Origin of the sequence: Rhodococcus sp. Z13 (genome assembly GCF_025837095.1) — a bacterium.
In the GTDB taxonomy this organism is placed as follows: Bacteria; Actinomycetota; Actinomycetes; order Mycobacteriales; family Mycobacteriaceae; genus Rhodococcus; species Rhodococcus sacchari.
In genome coordinates this window covers 4,101,893-4,114,412 of record NZ_CP107551.1, presented here as the reverse complement: position 1 = coordinate 4,114,412, position 12,520 = coordinate 4,101,893, and the positions used below count along the sequence as shown (strand labels likewise).

Genomic DNA, 12,520 nt, shown 5'->3' with positions numbered 1-12,520 from the left:
TTCTCCGTACCTCCTGCCGTTGCGCGCATCCGCGCGAACGGAACCCGTTCCCCGCAATGCTGCTGTCGAGCGCGAGCGGAGGAAACCGTCGTTCCGAAAGGTGAGCTGTCATGTCAGTGGATCCGTCGTCCTTCGTCGTCACACTGGGAGCCGCTGTAGGTGCACTCGTCCTCGGTGTCGATCCCCAGATCGGTGTCGAACAGGCCGAGGCCGTTTCGCATGCCGTCGAGCAGAGCGCGAGCCAGGTGCTGGACGGAGTGGCCGCCGCGATCGGCACCCTGCCGGAGGACGCGCGGGTCTCGGCCGAGCAGATGGTCGACGACGTCACCGGGCGGTTGCAGTCCGAGATGGAGGCACACCTGCCGGAACGGGAAGGCGCCGAACCCGAGGAGACGGAACCGGAGGAACCGGACGAGACCGAATCCCTCACGGCGTCACCGTCGGTCACGATTCCCGCCGCCTCGGCGGACCTCGGGCCATCCGTGTTCGTTCCCCCGTCGACGTTCCCGCTCACGTCGAGCGCCGTGACCGCCCCGATCGGTGCGGTCGCCGTGTTCGCTCCGTGGCTGAAGAAGGCCGGCAACCTCTGCGAGGGCATCACCGCACCCGTGCTCGCCGCGCTCTACTCCGTCGAGAACGGTTTCCGGTACGGGCCCACTGCGCCCGTCTCTCCGGCCGGCGCCCTCGGCCCGGGACAGTTCATGCCCGGCACCTGGGAGATCTACGGCGAGGACGCCGACGGCGATGGAAAGGCCGACGTGTTCGGTATCGCCGACCCGGTCATGGCCTCCGGACGGATGCTGTGCGACAACTGGAACCGCATCGAGGAATGGAAGGAGCAGGGCCGCGTCACGGGTGATACCCTGTCGCTCACGCTCGCCTCCTACAACGCGGGTGCGGACGCGGTGCTGCGCTCGGGCGGGATGCCCAGCGGGCATCCCGACTACGAGCGGGAGACGAAGCCGTACGTGGCGAGGATCCTCGCCGCACGACCGGCCTTCGAGCGCATACTCTCACCGCTGCTGGCTCTCGAGATTCCTTCGGATGTACGCGATCTCGGCCAGATGGTGATCGAGCAGGCGTTCCGCTATCTCGGCCTGCCGTACGTGTGGGGCGGCGGCAACATCGAGGGCCCCACGGGCGGCGGCTTCGACTGCTCCGGGCTCACCTCCTTCGCGATGCACGCCGCCACCGGGATCGTCCTGCCCCGTACCTCCGAGACCCAGTGGACCGTCGGCGTCGAGGTGCCCCTCGACGAGGCGCGCCCGGGGGATCTCGTTTTCGGAAACTGGCAGGCCGGCGGGCCCGGCCACGTCGGCATCTACCTCGGCGGTGGCCTGATGGTGCACGCGCCGACCACCGGTGACGTGGTGCGCGTCGGGGAGGTCTTCCCCGACATGCGAGCACGTCGCATCGTCTGACTCGTCCGTCCGCCTCGAGGAGTGGTGAAACGATGGCCCACGTAGTGACCCAGCCGTGCTGCAAGGATGCCGGATGCGTCTCCGTCTGCCCGGTGGACTGCATCCACCCGACGCCCGCGGAACGGTTGTTCCGCCCGTCGGAGATGCTCTACATCGACCCGGAGAAGTGCATCGACTGCGGCGCGTGCGTCGACGAGTGCCCGGTCGACGCGATCGTGCCGCCGGAGGATCTGACCGCCGAGACTCAGTCGTTCGTCGAGATCAACGCGGCCTACTACCAGGACAATCCGACGCCCGTACCGGAACCGGAACCCGAGAGGATCGAGGTGAAGGACGCGCCCGGCGTGCTGCGGGTCGCGATTGTCGGCAGCGGACCGTCCGCGAGCTATCTCGCCGAAGCGTTGCTCTCCGATCGGCTTCTGCCGGTGGAGATCTCGGTGCTGGAACGGCTGCCCGTGCCGGGTGGGCTCGTGCGGTTCGGGGTGGCGCCCGACCACAGGTCCACCAAGGAGGTCTCCGCCGGCTTCCTCCGCACCCTGGGGCGCAAGAACGTCGATGTGTTCCTCGGCGTCGAGGTCGGTACGCACGTCACGCACGAGGACCTGCTGCGACACCACCACGCGGTGGTGTACGCGTCGGGGACGAGCGGTGATCGTGCCCTGGGCGTCCCCGGTGAGGATCTTCCGGGCAGTGTCTCGGCCCGTGAGTTCGTGGCCTGGTACAACGGCCATCCCGACCATGCGGATCGCGTGTTCGACCTGTCGTGCGAACGCGCCGTGGTCGTCGGCAACGGCAATGTCGCGCTCGACGTCGCCCGGATCCTGAGCAGCGACGTCGCCCGCCTGGTGAAGACGGACATCGCACCCCATGCACTGGAAGCGCTCGCGGCCAGCCGGATCCGTGAGGTCGTCGTTCTCGGCCGGCGAGGGCCTGAGTCGGCGGCGTTCAGCACGGCCGAACTGCTGGGTCTGACCGATCTGCCGGGTGTGAGCGTCACGGCGTCGCAAGGCTTCTCGGCCTCCACTGCGCTCGACCGGGTGCGGGAGGAGATCCTCGGCCGGTGTGCGGCGGCGACGGCGGCACCGGGGGAGCGGCGAATCCACCTGCAGTTCCTGCGGTCGCCGGTGAAGGTTCTGGGAACGGACCGGGTCGAGGGTCTGCGGGTCGCGGTGGGTGACGCCGCGAACGGTTCGGCCACCGAGGACATCGCGGCGGGATTGGTGCTGCGGTCGATCGGTTTCCGTGGGGCCCCGGTCCCGTCGGTGCCGTTCGACGAGGGCACCGGGACCATCCCCAACCGGGCCGGTGCCGTCGTCGATCCCGCGACCGGTGAGCCGGTGCCGGGGGTCTACACGGCCGGCTGGATCAAGCGCGGACCGAGCGGGGTGATCGGCTCGAACAAGGTGTGCTCGGCGGAGACCGCCGCATCGATCCTCTCCGACTTCGTCGGGGGCCGGCTGCCCGAACCACAGGCAGACCGACAGGCGTTCTCCGAGTTCGTCGTTGCTGCGCGACCCGAACGCATCGACCTGCAGGGCTGGCGCCGGATCGACAACCACGAGAAGAGCGCCGGCCGGGCCGTGGGGCGCCCCCGGGTGAAGCTGGTGGACCGGGACGAGATGATCGCGGTGGCCCTGGGAGAGCCGGTGGGAGCGCGGTGATCATCGCTCTCCCCGTGTCCGATTGATTCCGATCATCCGGATTCGTTGCACCGAATGTGGATTCGTCGGGAACGAAGATCAAAAGACGATTGACAAATCCCGTATTTTGAATCACAGTTGTCGTCAACAGGGGCTTGAGTCACATCCGGCGCCCGGTTCCAGACCAGGGGATCGGCAGCCCGGCCGGAGAGAACGCACTACCCGTGAAGGCCGCCGTGGGCGGTCTCTGCCGCTACGACCGGAACGCGTAGGAGGAACCCGATGGGTGTCGAGGTATCTGTCGAAGGTCTGACCAAATCTTTCGGCTCGCAACGAATCTGGCAGGACGTGACACTCACGCTCCCGGCGGGTGAGGTCAGTGCACTGCTCGGCCCGTCGGGCACCGGCAAGTCGGTGTTCCTCAAGTCGCTGATCGGTCTGCTGCGTCCCGAAGAGGGCTCGATCGTCATCGACGGCACCGACATCCTGCAGTGCTCGAGCAAGGAGCTCTACGAGATCCGCAAGCTGTTCGGGGTGCTGTTCCAGGACGGTGCGCTGTTCGGATCGATGAATCTGTACGACAACGTCGCGTTCCCGCTGCGCGAGCACACCAAGAAGTCCGAATCCGAGATCCGGCAGATCGTGATGAGCAAACTCGAGCTCGTCGGTCTGCTCGGCGCCGAGAGCAAGCTCCCGGGTGAGATCTCCGGCGGTATGCGCAAGCGCGCCGGCCTGGCCCGCGCCCTGGTGCTCGACCCCGAGATCATCCTGGTCGACGAGCCCGACTCGGGTCTGGATCCCGTTCGCACCACCTACATCTCGCAGACGTTGATCGACATCAACGCCGAGATCGACGCGACCATCCTGATCGTGTCGCACAACATCAACCTGGCACGCACGGTGCCCGACAACATCGGCATGCTCTTCCGCAAGGAGCTGGTGATGTTCGGTCCCCGCGAGGTGCTCCTCACCTCGGACGAGCCGGTGGTCAAGCAGTTCCTGCGCGGATCGATGGCCGGCCCGATCGGCATGTCGGAGGAGAAGGACGAGGCCACCATGGCCCAGGAGCAGGCGCTCATCGCCGCGGGCCACCACGCCGGTGGCGTCGAGGACGTCGAGGGCATCGTCCCGCAGATGCAGCCCACCCCGGGCATGCCGGAGCGGCAGGCGGTGTGGCGGCGTCAGGAGCGGGTGCGCTCGATCCTGCACACCCTGCCCGAGAAGGCTCAGCAGGCCATCCTCGAAGACCTCGGCCAGTTCGTGGAACCGCGGACCGACCACGGCTACGCCGGATCGGATACCCCCACCGAGCTGATTCCGGTTGTGTCGCAGTAGCACCGAAGACCACACGCGGCCGGCGACGCACATTTTCGGAGCCCTCGGGTATCCGCCGGCACGGGACGACCAGAAAGGTTCAGACGAGTGAGAACTCGCAGTTGCAGGCGCATGCCTCGGTATCGTGAGGTGATCGCGCGATGACCGCAGAGGCGATGCTCGCCTCCCCGGACGCTTCGATTCCCTCGGGAGGACAGCCGGCACCGTTCCGCCGCAAAATGGCCGTGCCGGCAGTCGTCCGGCGCTATCTGGTGGAGAAACCCGCGGCCTCGCTGGCCACCATCGGACGCTCCGCCCGGCTCGGTGGCAACGTCGTCCGCTACGCCGTCACCGATGCGATCGCCCTGCGACTGCCGCTGCGGGAGGTGATCGAGCAGATGTGGATCCTGCTCAAGGTCACCGCGCTGCCCGCGCTGCTCATGGCCGTCCCGATCGGCGCCGAGGTGTCGGTCCAGGTGGGCGGCATCATGAATCAGGTCGGTGCCAACTCGCTCGCCGGCGCGGCCAGCGGCCTCGGTGTCGTCGGGCAGGGCGCGCCGATGGCCGCCGGCCTGCTCATGAGCGGCGCTGCCGCTTCCGCCATCGCCTCCGACCTCGGTGCGCGGGCCATCCGCGAGGAGATCGAGGCGATCCGCGTGATGGGCATCGACCCCGTCCAGCGCCTGGTGATGCCACGCTTCCTCGCCATGATCGCCATCGCACCGATGCTGTGCATCATCATCATCGCCGCGGGTGTAGCTGCAGGCCTGACGATCTCGGCGAACGTCAACGACGTCGTGCCGGGAAGCTTCTGGCAGTCGTTCGGTGCCTTCGCCACCCCCACCGATCTGGCCTTCTCCGTCCTCAAGTCCGTCATCTTCGCGGCCATCGTCGTGTTGATCGCCGGTCTGCGCGGACTCGAGGCCAAGGGCGGTCCCACCGGTGTCGCGAACGCGGTCAACGCATCCGTCGTCCTCAGCGTCTTCTGCATCTTCATCGCCAATCTCCTGGTGAGCCAGCTGCAGTTGATGTTCTTCCCGGCTCGGTTGGCGTGATGACGACGGGAACACCCGCGAAGCGCGGGACCACGGGATCGGCACTGGCCCTGTACGGCGCCAAGGTGACCAAGAGCATCAGGTCGACGATCGAGGAGATCGGCCAGATCGTCCTGTTCGTCAGCCGGACGGTCTACCTGCTCCCCAAGACGGTCAAGCACTACCGCAAGCAGACCCTGGCCACCATGAACAACATGGCCTGGGGCAACGGCTCGCTCGTCGTCGACGGTGGTGTCATCAGCCTGATGTTCTTCCTCGGCATCGCCGTCGGTGCCGTGGTCGCCATCCAGGCGTTCATGGCCTTCGACCTGCTCGGATTCGGTGCCCTGACCGGCATCATCGGCTCCTTCGGCAACGTGCGTGTCATCGCCCCGATCATCACGGGCATCGGCTTCGCGGCCCAGGCCGGTTGCCGCATGACCGCCGAGATCGGCGCCATGCGTATCTCCGAGGAGATCGATGCGACGGAATCCATCGGCCTGCAGGCAATTCCGTTCGTGGTAGGTCCGCGCCTGATCGGCAGCATGCTGGTCGTCCTGCCCGGCTACCTCATGGCTCTCGTCGTCGCGTTCGTCACCGGCGGGATCGTCGTGAAGACCTTCCACGGTCAGCCCAGCGGCACCTACGACCACTACTTCGCCCAGTTCCTCGACATCCCGGATCTCGTAGCGTCCGTGATCAAGGCTCTGATCTTCTGCGCGGTGGTCACGATGATCCACTGCTACTACGGATATTTCGCGTCCGGCGGGCCGGCCGGTGTGGGCAGTGCGTCCGGACGGGCGATCCGCGCGAGCCTCGTCGCCATCGTCGTACTCAACTTCGTAATGACCGTCATCATCTGGGGCCTGAGCCCGGAACTCGTCTTCAAGGGATGAGGAACCCACCATGTCGAGAAGTCAGGACTTTCTCCGCGGCACGGCTGCAGAACAGTCCCGCCGACTGGTCGCCGCCGGTGCTGCAGCGATCCTGTGTGTCGGGGTGGCCGGCGTCGCTGCCGCCACGTTGTACCCGAAGATCACCGCTCCGGACGGAGTCGAACTCACCGTCGACGTCCCCTATCTCGGTCCGGGTGTCGCGGAAGGCACCAAGGTCGTGCTGCACGGACAGACCGTCGGCCGGGTGACCGGTATCGAACGCACCCCGTCCGAGTCGGTCCAGATGAAGTTGGTGCTCGACGAGTCCCAGATCGGCGGTCTGACCGACGCTTTCGAGATCGACTACCGACCCGAGAACTACTTCGGTACCTCGGCGGTGAACATCCTCGCGCAACCCGGTGGTGCACCGCTCGAATCGGGCGCGCAGGTGGAAAGGACACCCGAAGGTGACTACACGATGTCGACGATGATCGAGCAGGGCTCGCTCACGATCGACGGCACCCTCACCGACGACATGATCTCCTCGCTCGACAAGACCGTCCACTATCTCGACGGTCTCACCCCTTGGGTCGACACGGGTGTCTTCCTCGCGAACCGTGTGGCGGAGACGCAGGAGGAGATGCCGAGCACCCTGCTCGCGCAGTTCAACGAGATCCTCGAAGCCTTCCCCGGATTCGGTGACCAGGCGATCGAATCACTGATGAACATCTACTACAGCAACTACAACACGCTCCCGGACGGCTCCGTCGGCGTCGACGACGCGGTCTTCGACGAAGCCAATGCGGGTCTGACCCTGGCCGCGAACCAGCTCTTCGGGCAGGCCGGTGCCCTGCTCGCCTCCCACGGGGAGGAACTGACGCCGCTCATCCAGTCGGTCGTCGTGGCCTCCGACGTCTTCCCGCACCTGAACAACGGCGGGATGACCCCGGACGCGGCCCGGGACGTGGTGCGCCGGCTCGACAACGCCTTCGTCGACACCCCCGACGGCAAGCGCCTGCGCCTGCGGGTACTCGTCGACACGCTCCCGGCGTTCACGGCTCCGCTCGGTGTCGGTGCCGCTCCGGCCGAAGGGGGCGACCGGTGACCACCCGCGCCACGTACATCGCGACGATCGTCAAGCTGGTGATCGCCGCCGTCATCTCGGCCGTGCTGTTCGCGCTGGTCATCAGCGCCATGCGCAGCCCCGTCAGCGGCCAGACCCGCACCTACACCGCCGAGTTCTCCGATGTGTCCGGCCTCGGTGCCAACGGCGACATCCGCACCCGCGGTGTCCGCATCGGCAAGGTCGGGTCCATCGAACTGATCGAGCGCGACGGCAAGACCATCGCCGAGGTCGAGTTCACGATGGAAGAGCCGTACGAGCTGACCGACACCACCACGCTGGCGGTCAAGTACCAGAACCTCACCGGTGTCCGCTACATCGACGCGGACTTCGGGGACGGCTCCGGTACTCCCGTCGACCGTCTGCCGCTCGAGAGCACGAAGCCGTCGTTCGACATCACGTCGCTGTTCAACGGTCTGCAGCCGGTGCTGGCGACCATGAGCACCGAGGACATCAACCGGTTCACCGAGAACGCCATCGCACTGCTGCAGGGTGACGGCAGCGGTCTGAAGCCGATGCTCGACGACGCCCAGAAACTCGCCGACCTCGCGTCCGACCGCGAGCAGGTCATCTCGACCCTGGTCGACAACCTGGCCCGCATCTCCGACAGCATGGGCGGACGCTCGGACGGCGTGGTGGAGTTCCTGCGTTCCGTGAGCTTCCCCATCGGAAAGGCCATGACGGTTCTCGACGAGTTCTACAAGACCGCGACCTACGGTCCCCAGTTCCTCACTCCCGTCAAGCGTCTGCTCGACGCCTACGGTCTCGCGCCCGGCGCCGACGTCGACGCGATGATGGCATCGGCGTTCGCCTCCCTCGAGGAAGCAGCCGAGGCTGTCCGCCTCCTGCCGCCGGCGGTGGCGGGTCTGCAGGTGCCTGCGAGCGTGCCGGCGGGTGGATGCTCCAACGGCATCGCGCAACTCCCGACCGATGTGGAGGTACTTCTGAACGGAAGCGAGGTCGTCGTATGCAACCCGTAGTGAACACGCCTCGCCGCCGTCGCTTCGGCAAGGTCCTGTCCTTCTTCGACAACGACATCCGCATCGGCACCTTCGTCGCGATCGTCGCCGTGATCGCGCTCCTCGCCACCGCGGTGCTGTACCTGCGGCCGCCGGGCCGCACCACCGTGGCCTTCGAGACCACCGACGTCTCGGCCATCTCCACCGGCCAGGACGTGCGCGTCGCGGGTGTGTCGGTCGGCAAGGTCTCGAAGATGGAACTCGGCGCCGACACCGTGAAGGTGTACATGGAGATCGAGGACGATCTGATGGTCGGAACCGACTCGCGTGTCGAAGTCCGCATGCTTACCCCCGTCGGTGGCTACGCGGTGACGCTGTTCCCCGTCGGCAGGACTCCGCTGGGTGACAGCGTGATCCCCGCCGAGCAGGTCTCGGTGCCGTACTCGATCGGCGACGTGCTCCAGGCCGCCCCGAACGTCACCGACAACGTCGACGGCTCGAACATCGACGCGAACCTGATGCAGGTGGCAGAAGCCCTGCAGAGCAACCCGGACTCGGTCGAGTCGATCATCTCCGGTATGTCCGCGGTCGCCCGCGTGATGGACGAGCAGCGCCGGCAGGTTCATACCGTCGCGACCCTCGCGTCGGAGTACCTGACGACCTTCAACGCCAGCCGGGAGATGGTGTTCGACGTCATCCGTGAGATCGACATCGTCTTCCAGACCTACGAGAACACTCACGCAGGCTTCAACGAGGCCTACCGGCTCCTCGGTTACGTCCTCATGACCGTGGCGCCCTACGAGGACTACTACCTCAGGCACCGCGACGAGCTGGAGAACGGGATCATGCAGATCCGTTCGATGATCGAGGAATTCAACTCGACCATGGGGCCGTCCATCGAGGCGCTGTCCGCCACCCGCGACCAGCTGGCCCAGTGGCTGACCCCCGAAGGGATGGTCGCCGTGAGCGGAGGAACCCTCATGGCCTCCGACATCTGCATCCCGGTACCCGGACGGCAGTGCTGACCCGTGAGTGGCGAATCGAGAACTGCGATGCTGACAAGATTGGCAGGGCCGAGTGTGAAGAGAACGAAGAGGCTGGCGACCATCGCCGTGACCGCCACCGTGCTCGTGGGTGTGTGCGGCGCAGGCGTGACATCCGCGCAGCCCCTGAGGCGAGCCGCCGACACCGCGACCTACTGTGCGGAGATGCCCGATGCGGTCGGCCTGTACCCGGGGAACCCGGTGACCCAGATGGGATTCCCGATCGGCAAGGTCGACTCCGTCGAACAGAAGGGCACCCACGTCCAGGTGCGCTTCACCGTCGACAACGGCCGCATCCTTCCCGCCGACGTGAAGACGGTGACCCGATCGAAGTCGATCCTTGCCGACCGCAGCCTCGAACTGGTGGGCAATTACGAGTCCGGACCGCAGCTCGCACCGGAGACGTGCATCGGCCGCGACAACGGCTACACCCCGAAGACCATCTCCGAAGTCGTCGGCTCGGCAGCCGATTTCATCGAGGCGCTCGCACCCGAAGCCGGCGACGAGACCGTCGAGGCGGCGATCTCCGGGCTGAACGAGGCCCTGAGCGGCCAGGGACCCAACGCCCGGCAGATGATGATCCACGCCGCGAACGCGATGGAGAATCCCGACGGTTTCATCGCCGACATCGGGGCGTCGATCTCGAACATGGCTCCGCTCACCGAAGAAGCGCTCGTCCAGTGGGCGGGGATCAAGAATCTCGCCGGCAACGTGCCCGGGGTCGTGAAGGACGCGATGGGACTGTGGCCCGGCACGATCGACGTCTGCATCGGCATCGGCTGGCTGGTCGCGCTGCTCTACGACATCCAGACCACCTACGGGGACGACATCTGGCCGTTCGTCCAGGGACAGGCCGTCGAAGCGGTGAAGATGGCGGCGCAGCAGTCCGGTTCGCTGGGCGACCTGGTGCCCACCATCCCGTCGATGGCGAACGTCGTCGACGCCCAGACCCGTGAGGCCGGCGCCCTCACGATGGAGTACAGCCCAGCGAACATCGCCCTGAGCGACGACGAGGCCGCACGGCTGTGCGAGGTGCTCGAAAGCCTGAGCCCCGGAAGCTGCAAGGGTGCCGGAAGTGGTTCGCAGGTCACGCCCGAAGGCATTGCGAGCCTGCTGAACCCGATCGGAGCGACGCGATGATCCCGCGCCGTATCAGACGGGCGGTCACCGCACTGTCCATGCTCCTCGTCGTCACCTCGTGCTCGCTGAGGCCGGAGGACCTTCCCTCCGTGCGCGGCGGCATCGGGGAAGGCTACGAGATCTCGGTCGAGTTCGCCTCCGTCATGAACCTGCCCTCCGGAGCGGACGTCATCATGGACGGTGTCCGCGTCGGTGAGGTGCGCGAACTCGAGGTGCAGGACGACGGGGTCGCCGTACGTGTCGGAATCCGTTCCGACACGAAGGTTCCCGCCGACATCCGTGCCATCGTCCGGCAGAACACCCTGCTCGGCGACACCTACGTCGCCCTGCTGCGCAACCCCGAGGGCACACGCGGTGAGTATCTCGGTGAAGGTGCGGTCGTGCCGATCGAGCGCACCACCTCGCCGCCGCAGCTCGAGGACACGATGGCGGTGCTCGCTACCTTCGTCAACGGCGGCAGCATCCGCCGCATCGAAGAGGTGATGGCGCGGGTCAACTCCGTCATGCCCGACGTCGCCGAGATCGAACAGCTCGCCGGGACGGTCGCCGTCGACCTGAACGACCTGGGGGAGCGCACCGTCGAGATCGACCGCATGCTCGACGGAATGAACGCCTCCGCCGCTGTTCTCGACGAGAACAGCGAGTCGCTCGCAACCATCTTCGACGCGGAGACCGTGCACTACTGGCGCCGGCTCGCCGTGGACGTCGTCTCGCACATCGGCCAGATCCTCCCCTCCGTCGGCAGCCTTTACGTCGGTGGTATCTGGCTGGTACCGATGTTCGAGTCCCTGGCCGACACCACCGACATCTCCCGGAGCGGTCCGTCGGCGACGGTGGAACTGTCGAACTTCCTGCGCACGACGCTGATCCCGTTCGCACAGAACCCGTCCGTCGACATCGTGTCGGTCGAGTCCGCCGACGGTGATCAGCTCGTGTCCGATGCCGAGAACATCCTTCGAATGTTGGGAGCTGTGAAGTGAGTCGGCGAACCGTACTGTCCGTCGCGGGGATGGTGCTCATCGCGGCGCTGTCCTTCGTCTACATGGGTCAGGCCGGACTGCGGACCGGTATCGGCGAGGACGTCTACACCGCCGAGGTGGAGGTGCCCGACACCAACGGCCTGGTTGTCGGATCCCGAGTACTCATGCGGGGCATCGAGATCGGCGAGGTCACCGACATCACCGCCTCGGCCGACGCCGTGAACGTGTCGTGGAAGTACGACCGCAACTCGCCGATCCCCGTCGACAGCACCATCCGGCTCGACAACCTCTCGGCCCTCGGGGAGCCCTTCCTCGCGGTGTGGCCGCAGTCGTCGTCCGGGCAGTACCTCGAGGACGGCGCGGTGATCGACGACGACCGGGTGTACGTCCCGACGACCTTCGAGGAACTCTCCGAGAAGCTGACGAACCTGCTCACCCAGGTCGAACCCGAAGGGGTCCGCGAGATCTTCCGCACCCTCGACGTGGCCCTGCCCGACGATCCCCGGGTACATGGGAACCTCTCGCGCTCCGGTGAACTCATGGCGGCGACGCTCAGGCAGAACGCCGACACGTTCACCACGGTTCTGCGCACGATGCAGCCACTCCTGATGGACAGTGCGGCGATCCCCGAGTCGATGCGCAACACCGAACCGGGTGTGGCGGCGTTCGGTGCCGGCTTCACCGACCTGCTCGCCGGTATCCGCTTCGCGTCCGACCGCGGTCCGCTCAACGCCGGTATCGCCAACGGTGCCAGCCCCTTCATCGGTGAGCTCCAGAAGTTCCTCGACGCGACGGCCCCCGATCTCGAGACCATCGGCGTGAACCTGCTGCCCGCCGTCTCGGAAGCAGCGAACGCCATCCGGTCCATGGACATCGGCACGCTGCTGAACAATCTGCTCACCTCTACCGAATCCGGCGACGCGCTCACCCTGAACATCGAGCTGCCGGGCTCCTGATCCGAACACCCATCCGACACCCCCACGGAGGACGA

11 protein-coding genes are annotated in these 12,520 nt (G+C 66.6%); all 11 read left to right on the top strand.

The annotated features are described in order from the left end of the window. Positions 1-110 precede the first annotated feature (110 nt). The 11 genes from OED52_RS18765 to OED52_RS18715 all read left to right on the top strand — a co-directional run bounded on the left by OED52_RS18765 (position 111) and on the right by OED52_RS18715 (position 12,485). On the top strand, positions 111-1,421 hold the full coding sequence (locus OED52_RS18765) for a C40 family peptidase (RefSeq protein ID WP_264152327.1): 1,311 nt from the start codon (positions 111-113) through the stop codon (positions 1,419-1,421). A 32-nt stretch (positions 1,422-1,453) separates the two neighbouring features. Further along, positions 1,454-3,082 (top strand): FAD-dependent oxidoreductase, encoded by a 1,629-nt coding sequence (locus OED52_RS18760; RefSeq protein ID WP_264152326.1) that lies wholly within the window; start codon positions 1,454-1,456, stop codon positions 3,080-3,082. A gap of 261 nt (positions 3,083-3,343) precedes the next feature. Further along, positions 3,344-4,396 carry an ABC transporter ATP-binding protein gene (locus OED52_RS18755; RefSeq protein WP_264152325.1) on the top strand — a complete coding sequence of 351 codons (1,053 nt, stop codon included), beginning with the start codon at positions 3,344-3,346 and terminating at the stop codon, positions 4,394-4,396. A gap of 218 nt (positions 4,397-4,614) precedes the next feature. Next, on the top strand, positions 4,615-5,430 hold the full coding sequence (locus OED52_RS18750) for an ABC transporter permease (protein ID WP_264152324.1): 816 nt from the start codon (positions 4,615-4,617) through the stop codon (positions 5,428-5,430). Next, positions 5,430-6,305, top strand: coding sequence for an MlaE family ABC transporter permease (locus OED52_RS18745; protein WP_264152323.1), 876 nt, complete (start codon positions 5,430-5,432; stop codon positions 6,303-6,305). The genes OED52_RS18750 and OED52_RS18745 overlap by 1 nt, the downstream gene beginning before the upstream one ends. A 10-nt stretch (positions 6,306-6,315) precedes the next feature. Further along, positions 6,316-7,389, top strand: coding sequence for an MlaD family protein (locus OED52_RS18740; protein ID WP_264152322.1), 1,074 nt, complete (start codon positions 6,316-6,318; stop codon positions 7,387-7,389). Continuing rightward, entirely contained in the window at positions 7,386-8,387 is a 1,002-nt protein-coding gene (locus tag OED52_RS18735; protein ID WP_264152321.1) for an MlaD family protein, read from the top strand. Before OED52_RS18740 ends, OED52_RS18735 begins: the two co-directional genes overlap by 4 nt. Beyond that, positions 8,387-9,391: an MlaD family protein gene (locus OED52_RS18730; RefSeq protein WP_264152320.1), complete on the top strand. Its 1,005-nt coding sequence runs from the start codon at positions 8,387-8,389 to the stop codon at positions 9,389-9,391. The genes OED52_RS18735 and OED52_RS18730 overlap by 1 nt, the downstream gene beginning before the upstream one ends. A 54-nt stretch (positions 9,392-9,445) precedes the next feature. Beyond that, the gene (locus tag OED52_RS18725; protein WP_264152319.1) at positions 9,446-10,549 is read left to right on the top strand and encodes an MlaD family protein; all 1,104 of its coding nucleotides are present in this window, start codon (positions 9,446-9,448) and stop codon (positions 10,547-10,549) included. Beyond that, on the top strand, positions 10,546-11,529 hold the full coding sequence (locus tag OED52_RS18720; RefSeq protein WP_264152318.1) for an MlaD family protein: 984 nt from the start codon (positions 10,546-10,548) through the stop codon (positions 11,527-11,529). Before OED52_RS18725 ends, OED52_RS18720 begins: the two co-directional genes overlap by 4 nt. After that, the gene (locus OED52_RS18715) at positions 11,526-12,485 is read left to right on the top strand and encodes an MlaD family protein (protein ID WP_264152317.1); all 960 of its coding nucleotides are present in this window, start codon (positions 11,526-11,528) and stop codon (positions 12,483-12,485) included. Before OED52_RS18720 ends, OED52_RS18715 begins: the two co-directional genes overlap by 4 nt. Positions 12,486-12,520: the final 35 nt, after the last annotated feature.

Coding starts and splice junctions, on each gene's coding strand:
- OED52_RS18760 (WP_264152326.1), top strand. CDS start 1,454: ATGGCCCACGTAGTGACCCAGCCGTGCTGCAAGGATGCCGGATGCGTC.
- OED52_RS18755 (WP_264152325.1), top strand. CDS start 3,344: ATGGGTGTCGAGGTATCTGTCGAAGGTCTGACCAAATCTTTCGGCTCG.
- OED52_RS18745 (WP_264152323.1), top strand. CDS start 5,430: ATGACGACGGGAACACCCGCGAAGCGCGGGACCACGGGATCGGCACTG.
- OED52_RS18750 (WP_264152324.1), top strand. CDS start 4,615: ATGGCCGTGCCGGCAGTCGTCCGGCGCTATCTGGTGGAGAAACCCGCG.
- OED52_RS18720 (WP_264152318.1), top strand. CDS start 10,546: ATGATCCCGCGCCGTATCAGACGGGCGGTCACCGCACTGTCCATGCTC.
- OED52_RS18740 (WP_264152322.1), top strand. CDS start 6,316: ATGTCGAGAAGTCAGGACTTTCTCCGCGGCACGGCTGCAGAACAGTCC.
- OED52_RS18765 (WP_264152327.1), top strand. CDS start 111: ATGTCAGTGGATCCGTCGTCCTTCGTCGTCACACTGGGAGCCGCTGTA.